The sequence below is a fragment of the Sphingobium boeckii genome (assembly GCF_014199215.1).
Taxonomy (GTDB): domain Bacteria; phylum Pseudomonadota; class Alphaproteobacteria; order Sphingomonadales; family Sphingomonadaceae; genus Sphingobium_A; species Sphingobium_A boeckii.
The window spans coordinates 427,350-454,341 of record NZ_JACIJC010000002.1 but is presented as its reverse complement, the minus strand read 5'-3'; the positions used below and the strand labels follow the sequence as shown (position 1 = coordinate 454,341).

Genomic DNA, 26,992 nt, shown 5'->3' with positions numbered 1-26,992 from the left:
GAGGGTGACCGGTCAGATTAGGAGATATGCCTGGTTGATGCTCGCCCTTTCCGGCGTCATCAATATACTCGGTATTACCTTATCCCTTTATATCATGCAGGTTTTTGACCGTGTGCTGTCAAGCCGGAGCACCGACACATTGGTGTTTCTCTCGATCGCGGCGGCGCTGGCGCTGGCGACGGCGGCCGCGCTGGACGGAATCCGAAGCCTCATCCTCGGCCGGCTGGCCGATTGGGCGGCCCGGCGGCTCGCTCCCGATATTCTTGTGCGCTCGATCGAACGGCGGCTCGTCGAAGGAAATCTGCGATCCGAATTGCTCAGAGACCTTTCGCAGGTTCGCGCTTTTATTTCCGGTCCGGGGGTTCCATCACTCCTAGATCTTCCATGGATGCCAATTTACTTGATTGTTGCTTTCCTGGTTCATCCGATTATTGGATTTATTGCCTTGATCGGCGCGATTATCCTGTTTTCGATGACGCTTTTGAACGAGCGTTTGAACGGAAAGGATATCCGCAATGCCGCCGGGCTTTCCGCCGTGGCGATGCGCGATAGCGACGCGATCATGCGCAATGCCGAAGTGATCGACAGCCTTGGCATGGCTCCCCAGGTGGCGAGCCGCTGGTCATTCGGCCTGAGCCGCGAACTCGATCTGCAGGAGAAGATCCAGCGCCGTTCCGCTGCGATCATGAGCGGCACGCGACTGATCCGCGCGCTCATCCAGGTGGTGCTTTATGCTGCGGCGGCCGGGCTGGTGCTCAGCAACGAAATGACTGGCGGCGCGATGATGGCGGGATCGATCATCGTCAGTCGCCTGCTGGCCCCGGTGGAGGCCGTGCTTGTGCATTGGCGATCCCTGTTGATGGTGCGTGAAAATTACAGCCGTATGAAGCGCTTCTTCGCGCTGCCGCAGCTTCGCTCCACCCAGACCGAACTGCCAGCGCCGCGCGGTGCCCTGACCGTCGAGCGGTTGACGCTGCTTTTGCCCGGCCATCCCATGCCGATATTGCGCAACGTGGATTTCGCGCTGCCGGCGGGCGAGCATCTGGCGATCGTCGGCCCGGCGGCTTCGGGCAAGACGACGCTCTCACGCGCGCTGCTGGGCATATTGCGGCCACAGAGCGGCGTGGTGCGGCTGGACGGCGTGGACGTCTCCAAATGGAACCGCGCTGAATTCGGTAAATATGTTGGTTATCTGCCGCAGGATGTCGAACTGTTCAGTGGGACGGTCGCGGAGAATATCGCGCGGTTCACCGCCTGCGAGGATAGCGAGATCATCCGGGCGGCACGCATGGCAGGGTGCCACAGCATGATCCTGTCTCTGCCTGACGCTTATGACACCGAAATCGGGGAGGGTGGCACGCTGCTGTCCGGCGGGCAAAGGCAGCAGGTGGGGCTGGCCCGTGCGCTGTTTGGCCGGCCGCGCTATGTCATTCTGGACGAGCCCAATTCGAATCTGGATGTCAGGGGCGAGAATGCGCTGCGCCTCGCGCTGGAGCGCCTGAAAGAGGCGCGTGTCACCGCGATTATCGTGACCCATCGCCAAACGATCATTTCGCAGATGGATAAGCTGCTCGTGCTGGAAAGTGGCGCGATCAAGATGTTCGGCCCCACCGATATGGTGCGCGAGGCGATGCGCACCGGCGTGATGCCCGCGCGCGTGCCGATCCCCAGACCCGACGGGCCATCCGAACCCGCCGCTGATTCGCCCGCGCTTGAAAGCGCCGATGCCGGCGACGATGACAATGAGAAGGAAGTCGCATGAGCCAGCTTCTTCTCACCCAGGAGGTTCAGCCTTATGACGCGGCGGACCTGCTTGACGACGGCCCCGTGCCCGGCATCGCCCGTCCGCTGCGCATCGCGGGTTATGCGCTGCTGGCCTTCATCCTCGTGTTCGTCATCTGGGGGCTGATCGCGCCGCTCAGCAAGGCCGCGATCGCATCGGGCGTCGTGCAAGTGGAGGGACGCCGGCGCACCGTGCAGCATCTGGAGGGCGGCATCGTCCAGGAGATTCTGGTCAGCGAGAACGATAAGGTGCGCAAAGGCCAGCCGCTGGTCAGGCTGGATACGATCCAGTCGGGCGCGGCGGCGGTGTCTTCCCGCTCCGAATATCTGACGCTGCTGGCCGAAGAACGTCGTCTGCAATCCGAATTGAGCGGTTCGGCCTTTGTCGAATTTCCCGAAGAATTGCGCAAGGAAGCCGGCGGGCGGGCAACGGAGATCATCTCCAGCCAGCGCGCGATTCTTGAAAGCCGGCGCATGGCGCTGGGCAGCCAGATGCAGATATTGCGTGAAACATCATCGCAGGCGCAATCGTCGATCGGCGGCCTGCAGGCGCAAATTGCTGCGCAGCAATCCCAGCTCGCGCTGTTGCGCGGTGAAGTGGAAACGGTCCGTCAGCTTGTGGATGAGCAGCTTGAGCGCCGTTCGCGGCTGCTCGAATTGCAGCGCAATGTGAATGCGGTGGAGGGGCAGATCGGCAGCCTGACTGCGCAGGTGCTGACCGCGCGCCGGGCGATGTCCGAAGCCAATGCCCGCATGGGCGCGCTTGGCAGCGAACGGCGTGACGAAGTGACCCAGAAGCTGCGCGATGTGCAATTGCAGCTCACGGCGGTGCGCGAGAAGATGAAGGCGACGACGGATGTCGCCGATCGCCGCACGATTTCCTCGCCCGCCGATGGGCAGGTGGTGGGTCTGCGCTTTACCACCATCGGCGGCGTCGTCGCGCCGGGCCAGCCGATCCTCGATGTTGTGCCGAACCGGCAGCAGTTCATCATCGTGGCGCGGGTGCGACCGATCGATATCGAGAATGTGACGACGGGCCTGACCACCGAGGTCCGCCTTTTGCCCTATAGCGGGCGCACCGTGCCAATGCTCCAAGGCAAGGTGATCGCGGTGTCCGGCGATGCGATCACGCCGGAGAATGGCGATCCGCCTTATTATGCGATCGAAGTGGAGATTGACGATCCCGCGCTGTTGAAAAAGCTGGATGTGACGCTGCTCTCCGGAATGCCGGCCGAGGTCTATGTCGTGCTCGGGAAGCGATCGCTCTTCAGTTATTTGTTCCAGCCGCTCGTCGACAGTTTCCGTCGATCCTTCCGCGAATTTTAAGGACGATCGATGAGCGAGAATCCACCAGTCGACGCCACAATTGTTTCCGGCGAACGCCGCCATGCGGTGAGGCAACAGCCCCCCGGCGCGGGCGCGCGCGATAATTGGCAGGTGCGCGTCGAAGCCAGCCCGCTATCCGATTCCTGGAAGGCGGCGGTCGATCTTTCCGGCGGCGATAGCTGTATCGGGGTGCTCACCGTATCGGGCGCGGTGCGCCGCGGCACCGTGCTATCGTCAGGGTGCAGCCAGTCCGATCTGACCTTCATCGATATCGAAGCGTTGCGCGGCTGGCTCGATAATCTGGTGGAGATGGATCGCGATGGCGGCGATCTCATCATGGTCGATCCGACCGAAGTGGCCGAAGTCGCCAATCTGCCATGGCTCAAGCATCTGTCCGCGCTCGCCGCCGGGCGGATCGACGTGCCCAATGAGGGCGTTTTCTGGATGCTGATCGGCTGGCGCAAGACCACCGAGAAGGATGCGATCGACCGGCGGCGGTTGCGGCTGGCGCTCCGCGTGCTGGCCCAATGCGCGGGGAGCCATGTCGCGACCATCCGCCGGGAACGCCGGATGCGGATCCTTGAAGGCATGATGGACGAACTGGCGCCGGCGTTCATCCTGGTGAATAACGAGGCACGGGTGTTCTGGACGAATTACCGCGCTGAACTCGTGCTGGCGCAGCGTAATTTCCTGGTCCGCAACGGCGGCAATATGCTGGCATCGTCCACCCAGACGAAAACACAGATGCTGCGTGAGGAGATCGCCAAGGTCAGCCGCACCGATCCGGAAGTGACGGGCAATGCGGATTCATTCCTGCTACTCCCGCGATCGGGAGAGGATGATGATCTGGTCGTGCTACGCGCGGTCGCGGGGCGGCACGGGCTTGAGGGCAATCGCGCGGTGCTCGTGATCGTGCCGCAGCATGATACGTCCGAAATGGCGAGCAAGCTGATCTCCGCCTTCGGGCTGATCCCTTCGGAGGCACGGCTGGTGGGGGCGCTGATCGCGGACGGATCGTCCGCCGCCGCGGCCGCGCGCGTGGGCATTACCGAGCAGAGCGCCAAGACCTATCTCAAGCGCATCTATGCGAAACTGGGCATCAGCAGCCAGCTCGAACTCGGCATGTTGGTCGCGTCCATGATGCCGCCGCTCAGAGGCGGTATGCCGCGACCAACCGACGCGCATCAAATGACGAATTTCTGAAAATCAGGCCTTTGGAGGGGAAAGCATGATGGACCGGACCTTGGGTGCCCTTGGCTGCGCGATGGCATTGACATGGCTGTGCGTGTCATCGGCATGGGCGCAGACTTCCCTGAAAGACGCGATGGTGCTGGCTTATGAAACCAACCCGACCTTGCAGGCGGATCGGGAAGGCCTGAAGGTGCTTGATGAGGACGTGTCTTCCGCGCGGTCCGCCGGACGACCAAGCCTGATCGGCGAGGCCAGCCTCACCCGGAGCGATATCGATGTGCGCGGCACCGGCGGGATCGTCGGGCTGCGGCTGACGCAACCCCTGTTCCGCGGTTTTCGCGTGCAGAACAACATCCGCGCGGCCGATGCCAATGTGGACGCCGGGCGTGAGTCGCTGGTCCAGAGCGAGATCGATATCTTCTCCGGCGTCACCGAGGCCTATTCGGCGGTGCGGCGCGATCGCGAAATCTTGACGCTGAACACCGCGATGATCGATATCCTGCAGACCATCCGCAATGGCGAGCAGAGACGGCTCGATTTGGGAGAGCGGACGAAGACCGATGTGTCCCAGGCTGATGCCCGGCTCTCCGGCATTCTCGCGACCATCACGACCTCCGATCAGCGGCTGGCCGAAGCGCGCGCGCGTTATCGCAATCTGGTGGGGCAAGAGGCGGATGATCTGGCCAGCCTGCCGCCGCTGCCCGCCTTGCCGGCCTCGCGCGACGATGCGATCCTGATCGCTTGGAAAAACAGTCCCCGCGTCCGTCAGGCGGAGTTTGCGGCCAAGGCGGCGGGGTTTCAGGTGAAAGTGGCCAAGGGCGCGCTGCTGCCGTCGCTTGACGCCAGCGCCAGCGTCAATCACCGCGACGAGATCGTCCAGATCCTCAATCGCAAGATCAATCAGGATCTGGCGACCTTCCAGCTTGTGCTGACCGTGCCGCTCTATCAGGGCGGGGCCGAACATGCCGCCGTGCGCCGTGCGAAGCATGTGCGCGAATTGCGTCAGCGGGAGATTGAGGAGGCCACCCGCGCGGTGAGCGCCGATGTCAGCGTGGCATGGGATCGTCTGGTTTCCGCGCGGAAGGCGCAGGCGGCATATCTGGATGTGATCAAGGCCAATGAGGTGGCGGTGGCCGGGGTGCGCCGTGAAGCGCTCGTCGGTTCGCGCACCACGCTTGAAGTGCTGGATGCGGAGCGCGAATTGAAGGATGCACGGATCGAATATGTGAATGCGCAGCACCGCGAATATCTCGCCAATTTCGATGTCCTTGCGGTGACGGGCATGGCAACGGCGAAGGATCTCGGCTTGGCTGTGAAAACCTATGATCCCAAGGCGCATTACGAAGACGTGTCGGATCGCTGGTTCGGGTTCAGCCCTTGAACCGCCATTCTGACGCGGCCCCCTCCGCGTGAACATCCTCTTCATCCACCAGAATATGCCAGCGCAGTTCAAACATCTGGCGCCGATGCTGGCGGCCGATCCGGGCAATCGCGTGATGTTCCTTACCCAGAATGTGCGGCGCGCGCTGCCGGGGGTGGAGACCTTCACCTATGCCAAGCCCAAGCCGCCGGGCGGCGGCGGGCATCATTATCTGCGCCGGCTTGAAGATGCGGTGCGCCATGGGCAGCAGACGGCGCGCGCGATCCAGCAGCTTCGCAAGACCGGTTTCACCCCCGATCTGATCATCGCCCATCCCGGCTGGGGCGAGGCGCTGTTCATCAAGGATATCCTGCCGGATGCTCCGCTGATCCTGTTTTCCGAATTCTTCTATCGCAGTCACGGGCTGGACGTCGGCTTTGATCTGGAAGAGCCCAATACGCTGGACACGATCTGCCGCACGCGCATCCGCAACAGCCATCTGCTGACAAGCATCGAAAGCTGTGATGCGGCCGTCAGCCCGACCCGCTGGCAAAAGGATACGCACAGCGCGGTGTTTCACGACAAGATCGACGTCATTTTCGATGGTATCGACCTGGATATCGTAAAGCCGCGGCCGCACGCCCGATTTACACTGCCGGACGGGCGCATTCTCAAGCGCGGTGATCCTGTGCTCACCTATGTGGCGCGCAATCTGGAGCCATATCGCGGCTTTCGCACGATGATGCGGGCAATCCCGCATATCCAGCGTGAGCGACCGGATGCGGATGTCGTGATCGTGGGGGGTGACGATGTCAGTTATGGGGCCAAGCCGGCCGATTTCCCCCATTGGCGGGCCGCGATGCTGGCCGAAGTGACCATCGATCCGGCGCGCGTGCACTTCGTGGGAAAGCTGCCCTATGACCGCTATCTCGATCTGCTGAGCGTCTCCGCCGCGCATGTCTATCTCACCTATCCCTTCGTCCTGAGCTGGTCCTGCGTCGAGGCGATGGCGATGGGGGCTATCGTGATCGGTTCGGATACCGGGCCGGTGCGCGAGTTCATCACCCACGGCGAGAACGGGTTTCTGGTGGATTTCTTCGATGCCAAGGCGGTGGCGGATAAAGCGGTGGCGGTTCTGGGCGGCGAGGGGCTTACGGATATCCGCGCGGCGGCAATCCAGACGATCGTGGCAGGCTATGGCCTTGAAAAGTGCCTGGGCCAGTGGAAGTTATTGATAAATAAATTCTATCCCGTTGGAAATGAAATAGGGCGATCGTCCGCATGATGCTGCGAAACCATAATATTGTTTGATTTTTTTCCGTTTTCCGCAATGGATCCCAAGTAACGGACAAATTGCCATATCACGCCATTTTGCCTAATCTCTCATATTGTTTTGTATGCGTAACATTTCCGAATTGTATCTTAATATGTCTGCCTCATGTTTCCGCTGTTCTATCCGTCGATCGGTCATTGCATGTTGACATTTTGCCGTAGAAAATTAGTTAGCGGGCGCAGCATGATCATTCATCCAAGCTGTATCCCGATTTCGTGAGCGCTCCCTCCATTCTTCTGGTCGAGGACGATCCACCGCTGCGCACCCTCACCACGCGCGCCTTGCAGGAAAATGGATATTCCGTCCGTCCCGCGGCGACAGCCGCCGAAATGTGGGCGACGTTCGATGCCGGCCCGGTGGACCTCATCCTGCTCGATATCATGTTGCCCGGCACCAGCGGCATCGATCTGTGCCGTTTGATCCGGCGCAAAAGCGATGTGCCGATCATCTTCATTAGCGCCAAGGCGAGCGAGACGGACCGCGTGGTCGGCCTCGAACTCGGCGCGGACGATTATCTGGCCAAGCCTTTCAGCAGCCGCGAATTGATCGCCCGCATCCGCGCCGTGTTGCGTCGGGGCGGCCTGGAAGCGCGCAGCGGCGGCACACCCGTGCAGCAGGCGCGCTTCGATGGCTGGACGGTCAATTATTCGCGGCGGGAATTGCTCTCGCCCAGCGGCGGCGTCGTCACGCTGACCGGCGCTGAATTCGATCTTCTGGCCAGTTTCCTCAGCCATCCGCAGCGCGTGATCGCGCGTGAACGCCTGATCGAACTCTCCCGCGCGCGCATCGGCGATTCTTCCGATCGCAGCATCGATGTGCTCGTCAGCCGCCTGCGTCGCAAGCTGGCCTGGGAGGGCCGGGACGCTCCGATCATCACGGTGCGCGGCATCGGCTATATGCTCAACGTCGAGGTTGTTCAGGGTTGAGCTGGGCGCGGCCGTCGCTTGGCCTGGTCGGGCGCATCATCGGCATCGTGCTTCTGGCCGTCATGGTCGAATTCGCCGCGAGCGCGCTGTTATACGAGCGCGCCAGCGGCTTTTCCGTGCGCGAAGAAGAAGCGCACCGGCTCGCTGAACATCTCGTCATCGCACGGCGGCTGGTGGGCGAACAGGCGTGGCGCGATCGCGGCGGCATGGCGGAATATGTGTCGACAGACCGCTATGTGATCCGCTGGAAGCAAACGCTGCCGCCACCACCGCCGCTATCCGCCGAACTTCATGCCATGCAGCAGCAGATCACAAGCTGGGAGCCCAGCCTGGCGAAAACGGATCTGCGGCTGCATCTGAATGCACCGGGCAAGCATGACGTCGTGGGGGGCGGGCTTTTGTTGCCCGATGGCACATGGCTTCATTTCAAGATGGTCGGCCTGTCCACGGGATGGGGGTTGCGCCTCAACTGGATCGTGCTGGCGCTGGTCCCCGCCATAGCCTTGGTCGCAGTCGGCGGGTTGCTGGTCCGCCTGACCCTGCGCCCGCTGGAAGCGCTCGCCGCTGCGGTTCAGCGCATCGGGCGCGGCGACACCACAGTGCTGAAGGAATCGGGCGCAAAGGAGGTGCGCGGCTTGATCCGCGCCTTCAACAAGATGCAGGAGCAGATTCGGGCGATGATCGCCGATCGCACCGAGGCGCTGGCCGCAGTAGGGCATGATCTGCGCACGCCGCTGGCGCGGCTCCAACTCAGGACGGAGGCGATCGCCGACCCCGTGGTGCGGCGGCAGGCCGCTGCCGATATAGACGAGATGGGCACGATGATCGCCTCGGTGCTCGCCTATCTCTCGGGCGAAGATGATCCCGAAACACCCGTCAGCGTCGATATAGCCGTGATTGCGGCCACGATCATAGACGACATCGCCGATCGGGGCCGGGATGGGCGCTATATCGGCCCGGATCATCTGGAAATGATCGTCCGCCCCAATGGCTTCAAGCGCGCCCTGTCCAATCTGGTCGAAAACGCGCTGCATTATGGACAGACGGTCACGGTATCGCTCGAAGCCCTGGCAGAGACCGTGGTTCTTAACGTGGACGACGACGGCCCGGGCATTCCAGAGGATGCGATCGAACGCGCGCTGCGGCCTTTCACCCGGCTTGATGCTGCGCGTAGCCGCAATACCGGCGGGCTCGGGCTGGGTCTGGCGATCGTGTCGCAAATGGTGAAACGCGAGGGCGGGGCGCTTCATCTCGCCAATCGTGCAGAGGGCGGATTGCGCGCTCGGATCACATTGCCGCGCCCCGAAATCCAGCAATAATTTTTTACAGGGCCGCTGCATCGCAGCAAATGCGGTCTCCTAAATCACGGCACAGGGGATGACCTTTAATCCCAGTCCATGGGCAAGGAGTGCTGTAACATGAACGAGCTTATTGGCCGCGTATTCGATTTCGAAAAGCAGGTTTTTCCAAACCAGAGCGCTCTTTACGAAAAACTCACCACCGATGGCCAGCAGCCCAAGGCGCTGATGATATCGTGCGCCGACTCCCGCATCGTCCCCGAACAGATCATGCAGGCGGCACCCGGCGATCTGTTCGTCTGCCGCAATGCGGGGAATATCGTGCCACCTTTTTCTACTGCGAATGGCGGGGTTTCTTCGACGGTGGAATATGCCGTCGCGGCGCTGGGCGTGCGGGACATCATCGTGTGCGGCCATTCCGATTGCGGCGCGATGAACGCGCTGATGCACCCGGAGACGCTGGAAAACATGCCCAATGTATCCGCCTGGCTGAGGCATTCGCACGCGGCCTATCGGGTGGTCAGCGAAAGCTATCCTGAATCGCATGAGGGCGAGCGCGTGCGCATGATGGCGATGGAGAACATCGTCGCCCAGCTCGCGCATCTGCGGACTCATCCTTCAGTGGCGGCTGGCGTCGCACGCGGCGAAATCGCGTTGCACGGCTGGTTCGTCGATATTCACGCAGGGACGATCCTGGTTCTCGATGGTGAAGCGGGACGCTTCGTGCAGTTGAACCCGGATATGCCATTGCCGGTAGCCTTGCCCGCCGCGAAGCGCCTGGCGGCCGATATCAAGCTGGCCCCGCTCGCTCTTGAGGCGGCAGAATAAATGCCGCTGAAGCACAGGAGCATGAGCGCGATATTGGGCAGGCGTCTGCAGCGCATGGTGACTGCGGCGTAATGCAAAAAAGAGGAAAGACGGTGTGTTTGCACAGGCCGTCTTTCCCGGGAGAGCGTGCGGGCCGGGCCGTGGATCACATCCACGGCCCGGCTTTTTATCAGAATGCGGCCGAGACGGAGAACACGACCTGGCTGCCGGCAATGGTTGACCCATCCTTGGTGGATGAGAAGTTCGGCTGGAGATAAGCCGATTCAGACTTGCTGATGTCCGTATCGGTATAGGCGACGCCGACCACCAGCGGGCCGACGGCAACGTCTGCACCCAGCATCCAATCCATATACTCGCCGGTCGGCGCCAGGCTGGTGCCATTGGGGCCAAGACCGGGATTGCCTTCCGAATAGCCGATATGGGCCTTCAGCGTGAGCGGAGTATTGGGAATGCCGGTGGAGGCATCGCCCCAGAGATAGAGGTTATCCTCGCTCTGTCCGGCGCTCTGCGGCGTGTTGGAGAAATTGCCGAGCGCTTCTTGCTTGGGCGCATAAGCGACGCCGGCGAGCAGGGAAACCGGCCCCATGGTGCCGCTGAGCTTGGCATAAGGCTCTGCGAAATCGGTGTTGGAGAAGCCGCCCGGATACATATACCAGGTCAGGCCGACATCGAGCGCGCCGCCGCCGACGGGAATTTTGAAACCGCCATAGATGTCCAGTTCCATATTGGCACCGCCGAAGGTGCCCCAGCCCGAAAGGTTGGAACCCCAGGTGCCGACATAGAAGCCGCTTTCATGATTGACGGTGAATCCGCCCTGGATCGCCATTTCCTCGTCCGTCTGCGAGACGCCACGGAAACGGTAGTCCGAGACGAGCGCGACGCTGCCGGATACGGTGATGGGGCCGGCTGGTTCGTCCTGAGCCGCTGCAGCGCTCGATATGGACGCTGCAATGAGTGCACATAGAGTGTGGTAACGCATGAATTCGCCCCTTTTGGCTGATTTTCAAACGTTCCCCTGCATCCAGACCGTCACGCCTCTCGATCGTTAAACAACGACCGGTGCGACAATCAGTCTCGATCCGTTGCGGATATGGGCGGATTTCAAAGGTGAACAGCGCTGAATCGGCTGTAGTGCCAATATGCGCCGGCATAGTGCTGTCAGAGATACAGTTCTGGTCTGAATGGTTTCCTGATTGTATTTTTGTATTTCTCAAATGTGTCTTTACATGTCTACGACGTCGCTTCGCAGACGAGCCACGTCTCTGCATCTCCATGCTGCCACGGAGTCAGACGGCGCATGGTTTGCTGAAAGAGCGGCGAATCCGTGTGCCGCGTCAGCCAGTCACGTAGCCGCGGGATGCTTTGGGCATCGAACCAGCCCTTGTCGGTGGCGGCGAATTGGCGGACGAAGGGCATGATCGCGAGATCGGCCAGGGAGCGGTTTTCGCCGCAAAGATGAGCGCTTTTGGCCAGCCGCATTTCGAGGTTGCTCAGGATCGCCAACCCTGCGTCGCGGTGCGCGACCGGATCGCTGGCGTGGCGCTCGGGATATTTATAGCGGTCCAGATGATATTTGAACGCGCCATCATTCTCGGCGATCAGGTCATCGCCACCCTGGCCCAGCCATGCCTCCGGATCGTGGCGACCGAGCGCCCAGCGCATGATGTCGAGGCTTTGGTCGATGACAGTGCCGTCTGGCAGACACAGGACCGGCACGGTGGCCTTGGCTGAGGCTGCGATCATTTCTGCAGGTTTGTCGCGCAGGACGATCTCGCGGACAATGCAGGGCTGGCCGCTGACGATCAGTGCCATCCGTGCGCGCATGGCATAGGGGCAGCGCCTGAAACTGTAGAGCAGGGCGGGATCGCTCATCGGCAGATCCTAGTGCAGCGCAGGCGTCTGGAGAAAGGCGCAGCCGCAATCATGGCGCGACGCCGGATAAAGGGTCGATCGGGATCCGGTCATGGATGGCGCAACCGGAGCCGCGCCATCCATGGGCCGTAGAGGATTAGCCGTTCAGCTTGTCCTTGAGCGTCTTGGCGGCTGCGAAGCCCAGCTTGCGCGATGCCGCGATCTGGATTGTCGCACCGGTCGAAGGATTGCGGCCTTCGCGAGCGGGGCTGTCCTTGACCTTGAACTTGCCGAAACCAGGCAGCGAGATTTCTTCGCCGGACGCTGCAGCATCGCCGATTGCGGCGAAGACGGAGTCCACGACCTTCTTGGCATCAGCCTTGGTCAGGCCATGGGCGGTCGAAATCTTGTCGGCGAGGTCAGTCGTGTTCATGTGATTCTCCGTGTCAGCGCCCGAAAAACGGGCAGGCCGGGCATTTATGAGAGCGTTTGGCCGGGGTCAATCGTCAAGCGTCATTCCGGATTAGGTTTCAGCCGCTTCGTTTGGGCATTTTACCGGCAGGTCGCGGCCTGACCGCTCTCTTTCGCCTATTTATGTATACAAATTTGACTTGAGCTTCCGGCAGTTCGGAATTAGCAAGGTGTTCAACGATAGGATCGCGGAGTGAAGATGCAGCGCGTCGATGTAAAGGCGGAGGCTTCCAGCCAGCCCAAGGGCATATTTTGGCACGAGCAGGCCGGCGATGTATACATTGGGGCTCTGCGCCACCGGATCGCCGTCGTATTTGCGCTGACCGCCCTGACGGCATCGGATTTGGCGTATGACTGATCGGGCTGCCGTGGAGAATAAGGGCGCGCTCAAGGGCTTACGCGTGGTGGAGATGGGGCAGCTTATCGCCGGACCGTTCTGCGGGCAGCTTCTCGGGGACATGGGCGCGGACGTGATCAAGATCGAGGCACCCGGCAAAGGTGACCCGATGCGCGACTGGGGCCGGGGCGATTATCATCTGTGGTGGGAGGTGGTTTCACGCAACAAGCGCTGCGTCTCCGCCAATCTGCGCGTAGCCGAGGGGCAGGATCTGGCACGCAGGCTGATCGCCAAGGCGGATATCCTGATCGAGAATTTCCGGCCGGGCACGCTGGAGAAATGGGGGCTTTCCCCCGCGGCACTGCACGCCGAAAATCCGGGACTGATCATCGTGCGGGTGTCGGGCTATGGGCAGACCGGCCCTTATTCCGGCCGCGCCGGTTTCGGCGGCATTGGCGAAGCGATGGGCGGATGGCGCCATATCGTGGGCGATCCCGATCGCGCACCGAGCCGGATGGGCGTTTCCATCGGCGACAGCCTGGCCGCCACCTATGGCTGCATGGGGGCATTGGCGGCGTTGCGGCACCGCGATCTGACCGGCGAGGGGCAGGTTGTGGATAGTTCGCTTTATGAAAGCGTGCTCCAGGTGATGGAAAGCCTGGTCCCCGAATATGTGATGTCCGGTTATGTGCGCGAGCGATCGGGCTCGGTATTGCCGGGGATCGCACCGTCCAACGTCTATCGCTGTGCTGACGGCGATTATCTGATCGGTGCCAATCAGGATACGGTGTTCGGGCGTCTGTGCGAGGCGATGGACTGTCCTGAACTGGCCGCGGACGAGCGCTATGCGACGCATGTGGCGCGGGGCGCGAACCAGAAGGCGCTGGACGATCTGATCGGGCGCTGGACCGCAGCGCTGAGCGTGGAAGAGGTGGAGGCCAAGATGCTGGCACACGGCATTCCGGCGGGCCGCATCTACCGTGCGCAAGATATGCTCGACGATCCCCATTTCGCGGCGCGCGAAGCGCTGGTCGATGTGCCGCACCCGCGCTGGGAGGGGCTGAAGATGCAGGATGTGTTTCCAAAGCTCTCCAAAACGCCGGGCGCGATCCGGTCCATTGCGCCGCAATCCGTGGGGCAGGACAATGCAGCGGTCTATGGCGAAATGCTGGGCCTTGGACCCGACGATCTCGCGGCGCTCGCCGCGCGGCAAGTGATCTGATCAGAAGCCTTCGGGCGTGATCCCGTTCTGATTCATGTAGACATGATAGGCGCGGCGGATGTGCGAGGTCATCACCGCGCCCGCCCAATCGGGATCGCGCCGCGCGATGGCGGCCACGATTTCCTCATGCTCCGCCAGGCTGCGTTCAAGCTGCGCGCGATCATAGCGCAGCGCCGTGCGGTGAACGATCGGCTGCAGCACGAGCCGGTTGAGCATCATCGCCAGCCGATCGGACGCCGCCGCTTCCAGGATCATGGCATGATAGAGGCGATTGAGCTGTAGAAAGGCGTCTACATCGGGCACTGGCTGGCGAATGGCCTCTGCGATTGCCGCATTGTTCGCCCGCAGATTAGCGATCATCGCCTCGCTGGCGCGCTCCGCCGCGCGGCTGGAGGCGTGACGCTCGAGCATGGTGCGCAGCGTGAAAATTTCCTCCACGTCACCGCCGGACCATTCGCTCACGAACGAGCGCTGGCTCTCCGTGCGATAGATGAACATCTCATTTTCGAGCCGGGACATCGCATCGCGAACCGGGGTGCGTGAAACGCCGCAGATTTCCGCGACTTCCTCTTCCTTCAATTGGCTGCCGGGACTGAATTCCCCGCTGAGGATTTTGGCCCTGATCTGCTCATAGGCGCGGTCGCTGGCTTTGGACATGGTTCGGGGTTAGCCCGGCCGGGGCGAAGTTGGAACAAAAATGTATGCGATATGATGATTTGCGATCGCGCTATCGGCTTTGAGACGACGCTTGACGTGATCGCTGTATACAATAAGCTGCTCATAGTGACGATGCCGGGGCGCCAAATGATCCGGGCGGATTGCAATGCGTGGGGCAGGTCCGCGCATCCATATAAAGGGGACTTATATGACCTACGGAATGTCCGGCATTCTTCTCGGCAGCGTTGCGGCGCTCGCGCTTGCTTCGGGGCCGGCGGCGGCACAGGCCGACGGCGCGTCCACCGACGCGGAGGATAATGGCGAGATCGTCATCACCGCCCGTCGCGTGAATGAAAGCGTCTCCAGCGTGCCTGCCTCGATCACGGCGTTCTCGGCAGACATGATCGACAAGGCCAGCATCAATCGCGCCGAGGATTTCGTGAAGCTCACTCCCGGCGTCACGATGGTGACCGGCACCGCGGAAGCCGGCGACACGCAGATCAACATCCGCGGCATCAATGGCGCGCGCGATGCGGAAAGCTCCGTGGCGCTGGTGGTGGACGGCATCTTGAAGACCAACACGGCCGCGCTCAATCAGGATCAGGGCACGATCCGACAGATCGAAGTGCTCAAAGGCCCGCAAGGCGCGATCTATGGGCGCAACGCCGCGGCGGGCGCGATCGTGGTGCAGACGGCCAAACCGGGCGATGTGCTCGAAGGCGGGATGAAGGCGAGCTATGCCAATGTGGATACGATCGCGGCCAGCGGATTCATCTCCGGCCCGATCGCGCCGGGCATCGGCTTTGTGCTTTCCGGCGATTACCGGACGACCGACGGCTTTTTCCGCAACAGCTTTCTCGACAGCAAGACGGTCGATGATCAGGAGGTCTGGAATATCGACGGCCGGATCATGGCCGAATTGGGGACCGGTACCGGGATCGATATCAAGGGGCGCTATGGCGAGCTGAGCGGTGCGTCGATCAATTTCAACTCGGCGTTCCAATTGCCGAGCTTCGGCCTGGTCAACCCCGCCTTTAACGAGGATGTGAACGCGCATCCCTTTGGCTATTATTCCAATATCCGGCCGACCAATTCGCAAAAGACGATCGAGGGCTCGATCAAGCTGGATCAGGATCTGGGGGCGGCGGCGCTGACGGCTTATGTGCTTTACAGCAACATCAAGAACAATCTGACGGCGGACGGCACCTCGGCGGACTTTGCGCGCTACATCTCCACGGTCGATCCGCGCGGTCAGGCGACGGTGAACGCCTGTTTCGCATCGACAGCGGCGTTGACGGGCTATCCGGTCAACCCGCCCGCGGGCATCGGCCAGATTCCGGTGCCTTTCCTGTTCGCGCCGGCCAATGGCTCGACCTTTGGCGCGTATTCGCCCACCACCTGCGACGGCACCCAGTTCCAGCAGCGGAATCAGGAGGATATCAGCGCTGAAGTCCGCCTGGTGTCGCAAGGCGAGGGTCCGTTTTCCTGGCAATTCGGCGGCTATTACCTGCACATCAACCGCACCGTGGGCGTCAGCCTGGGCGGGGACACGGGCAATGGCGTGATCAAGCAGCTTTATAATGGGCCGGATTCGACCAACCCGACATCGCAATTGTTTGCCGATCGCTTCCGCACCAATGTCTATGCGGCTTTCGGCTCGGCCCAGTGGAAGCCGACCTCCGCCTTCGAAGCAGGGCTGGCTTTGCGCTATGACATAGAGGCGCGCGAGGCGCACAGTCTCGTCCCGGTCGCGACCGATCCCTTCACCGGCGGCCCGATCAATCCGGGCCAGGCGTTCGGTCCGATTTCTGACAAGAAGCGCACGTTCAAGCAGCTTCAGCCCAAGGTGACGATGCGGCTGGAAGTGGCACCGCGCACCAATCTCTTCGCCAATTGGGGCGTCGGATTCAAATCGGGCGGATTCAATAATCAGGGATCGGCGGCGATCGTCGACGCCAATTTCAACAATCCGGTCATTCCCGCGATCGACGCCGACGTGGCGATCAGCGACCAATTCCGCAAGGAGCGTTCGAGCGCGTTCGAAGCGGGCATCAAGGGACGGGCAGGGCCGATCACCTATAATCTGGCAGGCTATTATACGCGCGTCACGGATATGCAGTTCTTCGAATTCTTCGTTGGCAGCTTCGGCCTGCTCCGCGTGGTATCCAATATCGACCGGGTCGATCTGAAGGGGGCCGAGCTGAATGTGGATGCGAAGATCATCGATGGCTGGTCCATCTATGGCGCGTTCAATTATACCGATTCAGAGATCAAGAAGAACAGTTCACGCACCTATACGGTGGGCAATGAATCGCCTTACACCGCGAAATACACGATCAACCTGGGCACGCAGATCGATGCGCCGATTAGGGATGGTCTGAACGTGCTGTTCCGCGCGGACTATCGGATCACCGGACCGACATGGTTTCACACGGTGCAGGATCAGGACCGGCCCACCTTGTTCAGCGGGCTGATCCCGATTTCGGCCCTGAACACGCTGCCGGCATCCTTTGGCGACGCCAATTATTCGCGCGCGAAGCGCGCAGCGTTCGGTGTGCTCGATCTGCGCTTCGGGCTGGAAGGCGAACGCTGGAAGGCCAGTGTGTTCGCCAATAATTTCCTCAACCGCAAATATCTGAACGAAGTGATCCCCGCGATTGAATTTGGCGGATCATTCATCTCGCCGGGTCAGCGCCAGCTTTACGGGGTCGAGATCGGCTATAAATTCTGACGGAAACGAAGCCGCTCAGTCGGTGCGCACGAGCGGCTTCGATCCATCGCCGACGATCGCGAAGGCAGACCAATAATAAGGATGCGAGGTTTCCGGCGCGTCCATAAGCTGCTGCTGCCCGATCCTGAGAGCGGACGCGATCGGCGTGCCCGGCGCGGCCGAAAACATGGCGGAGACGAGCCTTTCGGTCGCCTGGAAATCATCGGGGATCGGCCAGTGACTGGCGACCACCAGGCGCCCGCCCGCGCCGACGAAGGCGCGCACCAGGCCATCCAGGGCAAAGTCGCCGCCTGTGCCGAGCCCGGCTTCGCGCGTGGCATCCATCGACGCTGCGCCCGCCGTATCGCATGCGGACAGGATCACGGCATCGGCATCGAGCCGAAGGCCGTAAATCTCCTTGAAGCTCAACAGACCGTCGGATGCGCCGCCGCCAAAGGAGGTCAGCAACGCGGGCCGGGCCGGGCATTCGGGGCGCGGCGCGGTGACGAGGCCGTGGGTCGCGAAATGCAGCACGCGATAATCCGCCAGATCGCGGCGGGCGATGAGTGCGGTGTCGCTGAAAGCGGTGCCGGTGACCACTTCGCCGCCCGCCTGCCCGAAAAAGCCTTGGGCCTTGCGCAATTCGAGCGCGGAGATCGGCTTGCCCCACTCGGTCAGTGGCCAATCGCAGCCCTCGCCGCCGCTGCTCGTCATCCCGCGCGTAGCGCTGCGTTGCAGGGGGATGCCGGCGGGTGCCGCATTTTCGCCAAGGCCGAGATAGGCCTGCTTGCCGCGCGCCGGGCTGATCGCACGGAGATCGGCAAAGGCGCGGGGCGACACGGCGGTGGAGATATTGCGCCCGCGGCCCAGCCAGGCGATGCCGGTGAAATCGAACTGGTCCGCATCGGGATCCGCGATACGCGCCAGATAGGCGTCGACGCCCGCCTGTTCGGTGGGCAGAAGATTGACGGGGAGCTGGAGCAGCGCGCCATCGGGATCGAAGATCAAATGATCGATCGCACCGATGCCGCCCTCGATCGGATCGAACAGCGCGCGATACAGCGCGCGTGCCGCAGCCAGCTCGAAGGGGTAGGTTATGCGCTGATCGGCTTCGATCATCGTGATGCTGTCCCGCAGCTTGGCCACGGTCTGCGTGAGCGCTGCGGGTGTGATCGCGACCTCGAAGGCCTGAGCGCGTTTCGACGTGACGAAGATGGCATAGGTTCGTGTGCCGACGATGGTCAGCTTGTAATAGGCCTCTCCGTCGCGGAGCAGCCTTTGCATCGCGGAGAGCGAAAGCACCGCGGGATCGATGACGCGGAATCGCGGATAAGCACCAAGCTTGGCCTGCAGCGCCGTCTGACTGGATTCGAGCGCGTTCAATGCGTCTGCCTTGGCCGAGGCCGGTGGTGCGCCTTCCTCCGCGGGCTGACCCGCCGCGCGGGCTATCTCGGTGCGCAGCCGGCTGATCTCACGCGAGAGCGTGACCGATTCCCGGAACAGCCGCGCGCCTTCATCGTCGCCGGCTGACAATTCGCGCGCGAAGACCGCTTGGGTCTGCGCCACGCCGGGGCGAAGCAGCGTCTGGCTGGCGGCGAACATGTCGGCCGCTGCCCCGGCATCGGAGGATGCGCGTCTGGCGAGTAGTTCGAAATAGGGATTGAGCAGGGTTGCCAAAGCCGCCGATGAACCCGGTAGCGTTTCCCCTTGCGCCACCACGTCGCGATAAAGCGCCGCGGACCGGTCGATCGCACCGCGCCGGTATAAGAAGGCTGCAAGCCGCGCCTTGGCGGAAAGCAGCGCCGCGGAATCCGGATATTCGGTGCCGATCGCATTCATCGAATCCGTGAAGCCGGCCTCGGCCTTGCCATAATCGCCCTGCGCCTCGGCAATCGCGGCATATTCGGCACCCACTTCCGAGCGCAGCCAGGCCGTGGACGCCAGGCGGCCCCCGCGGATGCTGCCCAGAATCCGTTGCGCGGCCGCCAATTGGGAGGCCGCTTCATCATAACGGTGTTCGAGGCGAAAGGCGACGCCGCGCAATTCGGTGGCCTGGGCATCGAGCACGATCACGCGCTCGCCGGGCGTGAGCCGGGAGTCGATTCCGGAAAGCGTGGCTGCGGCCCCGGCGTCGCGATTGATCTGCTGCGCCAGCGGGGCACCGATCTCGCCGCGGGCGATCGATACTGCGCCCTGGGTTTCTGTGGCGGCGCGCTCCATCGGCTGATCGAGCAGCTTGAGCGCGCCTTTGATGTCGCGTTGGTTGAGCAGATGGATCGCGCGATAGTTGCGGATCAAGCGCCCGGTCACGGGATCGCCCGCATTGTCTTTCGCGGCCTGATCGAGCAGCGATTCCGCTTCAGCGAAATTGCGCAGATTGGATTGCTGGAGCCCCTGATTGGCCAGATATTCGCCGCGCCGCCCCGTTGCCGCCATGGCTTCCCGTTCGGTCAGGATGTCGAAGAACTCGGCGGCTTCGGCATAGCTGCCACTGTTGTTGCGCCCATAGGCTGCGGCGAGCGCCTCATCGGGATCGAGCGTGCCGGCCTGCACCCGGGCGAAAGCGGCGGGATCGCCTGCGGTGGTGATGGCCACCTGCACCTCACCAAGCGCGGGGCGATCGAGCACGATGGATTTGAGCGCGAGCCTGAGCGCGGAATCATAACCCGCCAGCCCCTCGGCCACGTAGAGCTTGCCGCCGCGCGAGACCGAATAGAGTCGATAGGGCAGTTTGGCCGCGTTCAGCGTGCAGAGGTGAAGGCGGACATGGGAGAGGCCATCCAAGGCTTCGTCGCGCGCGTCCGCGCAAGTGATCGCATCGTTTCGGCCGGGTGCAGTGGCGTCGAGCGCGCTGAGTTTGGCGTCGGCAAACACATAGAGCTTGCCCACGGCCGATGCGGCGTCGCGGCAGACGATCGCATAGCCGCGATCGAACATGGAGCGAAAGGCACCATCGCTCGATTTACCCTGCGCCGTGCAGAGCACGCCGGCATTGCCGATGCGAAACCCCGGTTCGGCGCTGAGCCGCGGGGTGGAGGCAGCGATGCCGGCGCTGGCGACCAGAAGTGCGCCGGTGAGCGCGATGAGGAACCGCTTCATGGCGTCTCTCCCTCAGCGCCTTCATCCTGAGCATCGGGCTCCCAAAGGCTCGAATTGCCGCCGCCGCTCACTGGTTCCTCGATCAAAGTCTCGGTCGAAAAGGCGGCGGTGTCGATCACCGTTCTCACGCGCACATCCGGGATCGAAGTCGCGTCCTCGGAAGTGAGCGCTTCCGCCGCGGCTTCGATCACGCCCTGGATCGCGGGCGAGATCTCGATCGGTTCGGCCAGAATTGGCGCGCAGACGCTGCCATCCAGAGCGCAGCCATTCACCCGGGAAGATGCGGTAAAGCCGGCAGCGCCGCTTGCGGTTTCAAAGCTGACGCCGCTCAGGGTGTTTTCGTTGATCAGCGTGGTGCCATCGGCCGCGATCGCGCGGCCATGGATATTGACATCGACCGGCGTGCCGGTGCCGTTCGAGGGCAGGGTGCTGGTGATGGTCATGCCGGAAGCGCCCACCGTGAAGCCCGCCAAAAGACCGGGCCGCCCCGTGTTCTGGATCATCAGCGACCGGCTCACGCCGAAGCGGATGCCACCGGCCTGGATCACGCCTGCCAAGCGCGGTGATGCCGGAATGGCCAGCGCCGTATCGCGCCCCTGGAAAAAGGGATCCATGGCAAGCTGATCGACCAGCGCCGTCGTGGCGATGGCGATATCGGGAGCGTTGATCGAAAGCATTCCAGAGGGAGCGCCCGCGTCGCCGGCGAGCAGGATCGACCCTGCTTCGCTCGTCATGGAGAAACGCTGACCCGAGGTGAATGTCATCTGGTCATCGGCACCGGCATTGGTGATGCCGACAGTGCCGGTGACCCGGATTTCGCCAGGGGTCTGGATCGAAAGACTGGCATCGGGGCCGATCAGATTGGCGTTGGCACCCGCGCCGGAGCCGGCCAGCGCCAGATCGCGGACAAGCGCTGTGCCGCCGCCGGTGATCGTGATGGCATTGGCATGGAGTCGTGTCGCTTCAGCGCCATCCAGCACATAGCCCGTGCCGCCGGTGCCGCCGAGCGCCATCGCGCCATCCGTGACGAGGTCCAGCGTCTCTGTCGTGGCGATCCCCAGCGCGCCGGATGCCCCGACCGCAAGATCGGCGGATCGCACGATGATCTGTTGAGCGCCGGCAATCCCGTTGAACGTCGCAACCCCGCCGGCATTCACATCGAGTCCGTTTGCGGTGATCGCGGCCTGCGCGGTGAAGCCCGTCTGCGTGACCGCGGCAAATTGTCCGGTGGTGACGGGGCCGCCGATGATGGCCGATCCGCCGCGTGCGTCGATGGTCACGCTATCGCTCGCCGAAAGCGCGCCCGTGATGATTGATCCCGCGGCCCCGATATCCACGATGCCCGCCGCGGTGATATCACCCAGCGTGAGATCACCATTGCCGTCGAAGATGAAATCGCCCGCGGTGATCAGATCGTCGAGCAGAACGGATCCGCCGGTGTCCAGCGCAAAGTCGTTCACGTCGATCAGGCCGAGCGCGCTGAACCCCGTTGTCGCCGCAGCGGTGAAGAGGCTTGCTGTCACCGCGCCGGAAATCGAGATCGCGCCATTCACCGCGACGGGAGCCTGACCGGCAAGCGCGGTGGTATCATAAGCGGATCCCAGCAGGGGCAACATGCTGATATCGGCGATATAGGCCATATTGCCCGCGTTCATGCCGCCAACCGTGACGGCACCGCCGGACAGGATGACGGCATCGCCGCCTGCGTTGATCATGCCGGTGGTGACCGGGCCATTGCCCACCACGAGCACATCGCCACCCGCGTCGAGCGCGCCGAGGGTCACTGCGCCGCCACCGTCGACGATCAGACGTGTGTCGGATGCCAGACGGGAGGCCGTGGCGAATGCACCGCCCGATCGCAGCGTCATCCCGCCCGCGCGCAAAGTGCCGGGCATGGCGGGTGCTATGCCATTGACGCCCGCCAGAAACGCACCGCCTGCCTGCGCGGATAATATACCCCCGATGACGACCGAACCGTTGTCCGCGGCAAGAATGATGTCGCCAGCGGTCTGCAGGGATGCCGTGCCTGCGACCGACATCGCGCCACCGATCGACGACAGCTCGAGCGCCTCGCCCGCAGCTTGATCGCCCGAGGCGCTCGATATGATGCTGTCGAGGTTGAGAAAACTGCCCGCGCCCGCCGAAACGCGGCCGCCGCCCGCCGTGCCTATGCCTGCTGCGCTGCCCGTGCCGCCGCGGCCATCGGCATAAGCCGTGAGCGCCTGCGCATTCAGCGTTCCCCCAGCGCCGGTGATGGCGTGCGGCCCCGCCAGAACCGTAAAGCTGCCGCCGATGCCATTCCCGCCTGCCGCGCCGATCATGCCTTCGCCGCCATTGCCGCCAAGGCCATAGGCATTGATCAGCACATCGCCGATTGTGGCAATGCCGCCGCGTGCGCTTAAAACGGCTTGGCCTCCCGTGCCGAGACCACCGCTGCCATCGAGACCATCGCTGATCGAGCCAAAGCCGCCTGATCCGCCCATGCCGCCCTCGCCCACGACATCGAGGATCAGATCCCCGATCGTCGTGCTGCCCGTCAGAACCGGTGCGCCTGCGCCGCTGATCGTGCCCGCCTGAACCAGGCCGCCCGCGCCCGCGCCGCCGGCTCCGCCATCCTGGCCAGTAACCCCGCTGCCGCCATTGCCGCCGTCGCCGCCCCGGCCATAAGCCGTGAGCGAGACGCTGTCGGCAGTGAAACTGTTATTGGCGGATTCGGCATAAGCAAATGCCTGTCCGCCGATGCCTGCGCCGCCCGTGCCGCCCGCAAAGCTGCTGGCATTCGCACCATCGCCGCCGAGGCCGCGTGCGGATGCCAAGAGCGTCGTCACGCTGAGCGAGCCCGCGGTCGATCCGGTTTCAGCGATGGCGGCCGCTATGCCGCCGGTTCCGGTGGTGCCGATCGTGCCGGAAATCGATTCCGCATTGCCGCCAATACCATCGGAAACGATCTGGGCATCCAGCGCCACCGAGAGCGTGCCGCCGCGCGTGAAGAGACTGCTGCGCGTCCCCGTGCCGTTCCCCGCGATCGATCCGCCGCCGCCGATGCCGCTGCTGTCGATCGCTACGGCGTTACCCAGCAGGACCGTGCCGCCGTTGAGCGCGCCCACTTCGGCAATGCCGCCAATGCCATCTCCGGCAATTGTGAAGCCGCCCGAGCCGCCCCGGCCGATCGCGCTCACATTAGCCAGCCCGCCGATCTGCAGGATGCCGCCATCGCCATAGACGCCCGCGAGGCCGCCCGTGCCATTGCCACCGCCCATCGATCCTTCGCCGGCTGCAGTGGCAAGGGCCGCACCCGTAATCGAGATCTGACCGCCGGAGACGGCAGCGATGCGCGCGGTGCCGCCAAGTCCGCTGCCGGAAGCGCCACCAGTCGCATTATAACCTGCATAGCCACCGGCATCGACCGAAGCATCGCCGCCGATGGACACAAATCCGCCTCCCGTTGCCGAGATCGCGGCTTCTCCGCCGAAGCCGCTGCCCGCGGGATCGGGCAATTCCTGCGCGCCGGAATAGGCAAAGCCCTGCGCCTGCGCCGTGGCATTTCCGGTGATGTCGAGCATTCCGGTTCCCTCGGCATAGATCAGCGCCTGACCGCCGGTGCGGTCCACGCCGTCTGGTGCCGACGAGGATGCGATCGCCCCGACGCTGGCATTGCCCGTGATCGTGATCGTCTGGCCCGCCTGTGCAGCGATATGCGCGCGCACGCCGCCATTGAGTGCGATATCGCCCGTGATATCGAGCGTCCCCGTGGCGAAGATGTCGGTCGTCGCACGGCCATCGACGCGTGACGTGATCGTGCCGCCCGTGATATGCACATTGGCCTGGGTCGTGGTCAGCGGATAGGTTTCGATATTGTCGGCAAAACCGTTGCTCAGGATATTATGCCCTGCGGACAGCACGACCACGCCATTCTCGATCCCCGCCGAAGCCGCCGGTTCGAAGCCCAGAGATCCTCCCGCCGAAATCACCATGGTGATCGCGTCATTCTTGGGAATGGCGACCATGTAGATACGGTGATTGTCGGGAAAGCCGGTGCTGGACGGCCCGGTGGTGGTGCCGCTGTGCTGGAACACCGTGCCGCCGGCTTCGGTGCCGGTGGTGACATTGATGGCGAACAGCCCCTGATCGAAGGTGAAGTCTGCGGCCTCGGCGGCGACATAAGCGGCCGTGCCATTCACGGTCACCGTGCCGGCCTGGGTGATGCGCGGCGCGACCATGGCGATGTAGCTGCCTTCGGACAGCGCCGAAATCTGTGCGCCGTTCGCGATCTCTATCCCGGCCAGGCTGCCCGGTGGGGCGGCGAGGCTGAAACTGCCGCCGGTGACGAAATTGCCATCGCCATCAAGCAGCGGATCGGCCGCCGTCAGCACGAGGCTGCCGACATCGAACACCGCCGTGGAGCCGACCAGAATGCCGCCGGGGCTGTAGAACCACACCGATCCGCCCGGTGATACATTGCCCATACCATCACGCAACCGGCCGACGACATTGCCGTTCAGCGCCACGCGCCGTGCGGGATCGGCCGGGATGATCCGGTTGAGCACGGTATAAGGGGCGGGCGAATCGCTGTTGATGAAGTTGGCCGTGGTGCCTGCTGGCAGAAAATCGATGTCGCCCGCGCCGGCCGTGTCTGTCGGAGTCCAGTCGATCACCGCGCTGGGCGAATTGACGGTGATCGTATCCACCCCCGAAACCGTCCGGTCGATCCCGACTGCGCCGACGATGACGTTGGGCGTGCCTTCGAGAGCCTGGGCCTGGGCCGCGGTGCTGCAGAATGCGAGCGCGAGCGTGCTGACGGAAGCAAAGACCGTGGCACGACGAAGATGGGGAAGGGGCGTGCGCATCAGCGGGTCATCCAGGGCAAGAGCTTTGTGGTAAGCGAGACGAGCAGGCGCGCATCGCCTGATTTCGTCTGCAATCCGGCGCGGTCGGTGGGGATGGCGATGGTCACGTCGAGCCGCATCCGATCGCGCAGGCTCGTGCGCACGCCGCCGCCGACCGAGGTCAGGCGTTGGGCACCGCCGGGCGCATCCTTGATCCATACCCACGCGCTGTCGACAAAGGCAAAGGGCTGAAGCGCGATATCCGATCCTGTCCTGATCGCGCGCATGTTGAGTTCGGCCTGCACTCCCAAGCCGGAATCGCCGATGAGCGTGCCCGGCATATAGCCGCGGCCGATGGTGTAATTGCCCGCCGAATATTGCTCGAAACTGAGCAAGGGATCGAAGGCATATTGCGCGCGCGGGCGCAGCGAAAAGCCAAGCCGCGCGGGCAATTGGATTTCGGCAAGGCCGTCCAGGCGGACCACGGTGGCGGTGGGATCGCCGGTCGGGCGGCTGGGCGCGACCGCGCCGGATTGCGTGCACGCCGCCGGGTTGGCCAGGCAGCCCTGGCTGGCCCCGAATATATCCATGCCCCGGCGCAATTCGATCGACCCCGATGCCCGCCAGGCGGGTATGCCGCCCAGACGCGCGCGCCCATCGGCCCTATCAGCGTCGATCCGCAGCCACGCCACGCGCAATTTGTCTTCGCTGAGGGGAATGCCGGCAAAACCGACTCGCTGATTGACCAGATCCATGCCGATATGGCCACGTATATTGGCAATGGAGGAGCGCAGGAGCGGATAGCTCACTTCACCCGTGGCGAAGAGCGTGCGGGCGCGCACGTCCACGCCCAGATCGGGGCGGGTCCATGCGTAGGTGAAATCACCGCTGACCGTCAGCCCTTCGCTGCCCAGGCGGAATTCATGGCCGAGCTGGAGGATCTTCTGCTCGCTCTCATCGGCAGTGGCATAAAGCGAGACGGTGGTGCGATCACCGAGACCGGTCAGTCCGTTGAACTGCGCGCGAAGCTGTTGACCCCAGGGGCCGGTGTCATGCCCGGCGAAATTCTGGATATTGTGATCGAGCATCACGGGCGTGCGGCGAACAGTCACTTCGCCGATCAGCGCGCCAGCGCCCGTGCCGGCGGGCTTGAGCGAGAGTTTCACGTCATAGCCGGGAAGATCGCGCGCCAGCAGCAGATAGCGTTCGGCGATGTTACGGTTGAACACCGTGTCTCGGGTGAGGTGTCTCAGATAGCCCGCCAGCAAGCGCTCGGTCCGCCCCGCATCGCCGAGCACGCGGATCTGCGCCACGCGCGCGAACAGGATTTCGAAGCGGATCGCGCCATCCTCGATGCGCTGGGCGGGCACCTGCACCGCCGCCATATAGCCGGCATCGCGCAAGAGGGTCGCCGCGCGGTCCCTGATGTCGCACAGCGCGGACACTGGATAGCGCCCGCCAAGATAGGCGGCAAAAGCGGGGCTGAGATCGACATCGGGCGCGAGTTCGGCGTGATTGAAGCTGATCGCGGCGATATCGATCCGAATATCGCTATAAGCGCGTTCGTCCAGCGTGCAGGGTGCCCGTTCGATGCCGCCTTCGATGGTCAGCCGCGTGGGCGGCGCAGCGTCGGGCGTTTCACCGCGCATGAGATCGTCGCGGGTGGGCGGCGAGACCTTGGCGCTGGTCTGGGCGACGGCGGCGGGGCCGCCGGCACCTGTGAAAACCATGCCGCACGCCAGCAAGGCGTGCGATTTACGACGCAACATCAATCC

Annotated in this window: 18 protein-coding genes; 11 read left to right on the top strand and 7 right to left on the bottom strand. The window is 63.2% G+C overall.

Annotated elements, in window-relative coordinates:
* Positions 1-4: 4 nt before the first annotated feature.
* The 8 genes from FHS49_RS07280 (at position 5) to FHS49_RS07245 (ending at position 10,044) form a co-directional block, all read left to right on the top strand.
* Positions 5-1,762 (top strand): type I secretion system permease/ATPase, encoded by a 1,758-nt coding sequence (locus FHS49_RS07280; protein ID WP_343052921.1) that lies wholly within the window; start codon positions 5-7, stop codon positions 1,760-1,762.
* Positions 1,759-3,108, top strand: a complete 1,350-nt coding sequence (locus tag FHS49_RS07275) for an HlyD family type I secretion periplasmic adaptor subunit (protein WP_184016812.1) — start codon at positions 1,759-1,761, stop codon at positions 3,106-3,108. Before FHS49_RS07280 ends, FHS49_RS07275 begins: the two co-directional genes overlap by 4 nt.
* Positions 3,109-3,117: 9 nt before the next feature.
* Positions 3,118-4,311 carry a helix-turn-helix transcriptional regulator gene (locus FHS49_RS07270; RefSeq protein WP_184016810.1) on the top strand — a complete coding sequence of 398 codons (1,194 nt, stop codon included), beginning with the start codon at positions 3,118-3,120 and terminating at the stop codon, positions 4,309-4,311.
* A gap of 25 nt (positions 4,312-4,336) precedes the next feature.
* Entirely contained in the window at positions 4,337-5,680 is a 1,344-nt protein-coding gene (locus tag FHS49_RS07265) for a TolC family outer membrane protein (protein WP_184016808.1), read from the top strand.
* Positions 5,681-5,708: 28 nt separating this feature from the next.
* Positions 5,709-6,944 carry a glycosyltransferase family 4 protein gene (locus FHS49_RS07260; RefSeq protein WP_343052920.1) on the top strand — a complete coding sequence of 412 codons (1,236 nt, stop codon included), beginning with the start codon at positions 5,709-5,711 and terminating at the stop codon, positions 6,942-6,944.
* A gap of 263 nt (positions 6,945-7,207) precedes the next feature.
* Positions 7,208-7,918: a response regulator gene (locus tag FHS49_RS07255; RefSeq protein WP_184016806.1), complete on the top strand. Its 711-nt coding sequence runs from the start codon at positions 7,208-7,210 to the stop codon at positions 7,916-7,918.
* A 62-nt stretch (positions 7,919-7,980) separates the two neighbouring features.
* Entirely contained in the window at positions 7,981-9,237 is a 1,257-nt protein-coding gene (locus tag FHS49_RS07250; protein WP_184017405.1) for an ATP-binding protein, read from the top strand.
* Positions 9,238-9,336: 99 nt separating this feature from the next.
* A complete protein-coding gene (locus FHS49_RS07245; protein ID WP_184016804.1) occupies positions 9,337-10,044 on the top strand; it encodes a carbonic anhydrase in 708 nt (235 codons plus the stop codon).
* Between the two features lie 169 nt (positions 10,045-10,213).
* Here FHS49_RS07245 and FHS49_RS07240 read toward each other — a convergent pair whose 3' ends face one another.
* The 3 genes from FHS49_RS07240 to FHS49_RS07230 form a co-directional block, all read right to left on the bottom strand.
* Positions 10,214-11,023 carry a TorF family putative porin gene (locus FHS49_RS07240; protein WP_184016802.1) on the bottom strand — a complete coding sequence of 270 codons (810 nt, stop codon included), beginning with the start codon at positions 11,021-11,023 and terminating at the stop codon, positions 10,214-10,216.
* 251 nt (positions 11,024-11,274) lie between these two features.
* A complete protein-coding gene (locus FHS49_RS07235; protein WP_184016801.1) occupies positions 11,275-11,916 on the bottom strand; it encodes a glutathione S-transferase in 642 nt (213 codons plus the stop codon).
* A 136-nt stretch (positions 11,917-12,052) separates the two neighbouring features.
* Complete coding sequence (locus tag FHS49_RS07230; protein ID WP_343052939.1) at positions 12,053-12,376, bottom strand: HU family DNA-binding protein; 324 nt, start codon at positions 12,374-12,376, stop codon at positions 12,053-12,055.
* A 189-nt stretch (positions 12,377-12,565) separates the two neighbouring features.
* On the opposite strand from FHS49_RS07230, the gene FHS49_RS07225 reads away from it, so the two are divergent.
* The gene (locus FHS49_RS07225; protein ID WP_184016797.1) at positions 12,566-12,724 is read left to right on the top strand and encodes a hypothetical protein; all 159 of its coding nucleotides are present in this window, start codon (positions 12,566-12,568) and stop codon (positions 12,722-12,724) included.
* The gene (locus tag FHS49_RS07220) at positions 12,717-13,925 is read left to right on the top strand and encodes a CaiB/BaiF CoA transferase family protein (protein ID WP_184016795.1); all 1,209 of its coding nucleotides are present in this window, start codon (positions 12,717-12,719) and stop codon (positions 13,923-13,925) included. The genes FHS49_RS07225 and FHS49_RS07220 overlap by 8 nt, the downstream gene beginning before the upstream one ends.
* Here the strand turns inward: FHS49_RS07220 and FHS49_RS07215 are convergent, their stop codons facing one another.
* A complete protein-coding gene (locus tag FHS49_RS07215) occupies positions 13,926-14,582 on the bottom strand; it encodes a GntR family transcriptional regulator (protein WP_184016793.1) in 657 nt (218 codons plus the stop codon). It abuts the gene before it with no gap.
* A gap of 208 nt (positions 14,583-14,790) precedes the next feature.
* Here FHS49_RS07215 and FHS49_RS07210 point away from each other — a divergent pair, with 208 nt between their 5' ends.
* Positions 14,791-17,313, top strand: a complete 2,523-nt coding sequence (locus FHS49_RS07210; protein ID WP_246350423.1) for a TonB-dependent receptor — start codon at positions 14,791-14,793, stop codon at positions 17,311-17,313.
* 15 nt (positions 17,314-17,328) lie between these two features.
* On the opposite strand, the gene FHS49_RS07205 is transcribed toward FHS49_RS07210, so the two are convergent.
* Genes FHS49_RS07205 through FHS49_RS07195 form a run of 3 tightly spaced genes read right to left on the bottom strand, consistent with a single transcriptional unit; the run spans position 17,329 to position 26,986 of the window.
* Positions 17,329-20,391, bottom strand: a complete 3,063-nt coding sequence (locus FHS49_RS07205; protein ID WP_184016791.1) for a CHAT domain-containing protein — start codon at positions 20,389-20,391, stop codon at positions 17,329-17,331.
* Complete coding sequence (locus FHS49_RS07200; protein ID WP_184016789.1) at positions 20,388-25,238, bottom strand: beta strand repeat-containing protein; 4,851 nt, start codon at positions 25,236-25,238, stop codon at positions 20,388-20,390. The genes FHS49_RS07205 and FHS49_RS07200 overlap by 4 nt, the downstream gene beginning before the upstream one ends.
* Positions 25,238-26,986, bottom strand: coding sequence for a ShlB/FhaC/HecB family hemolysin secretion/activation protein (locus FHS49_RS07195; protein ID WP_184016787.1), 1,749 nt, complete (start codon positions 26,984-26,986; stop codon positions 25,238-25,240). Before FHS49_RS07195 ends, FHS49_RS07200 begins: the two co-directional genes overlap by 1 nt.
* Positions 26,987-26,992: the final 6 nt, after the last annotated feature.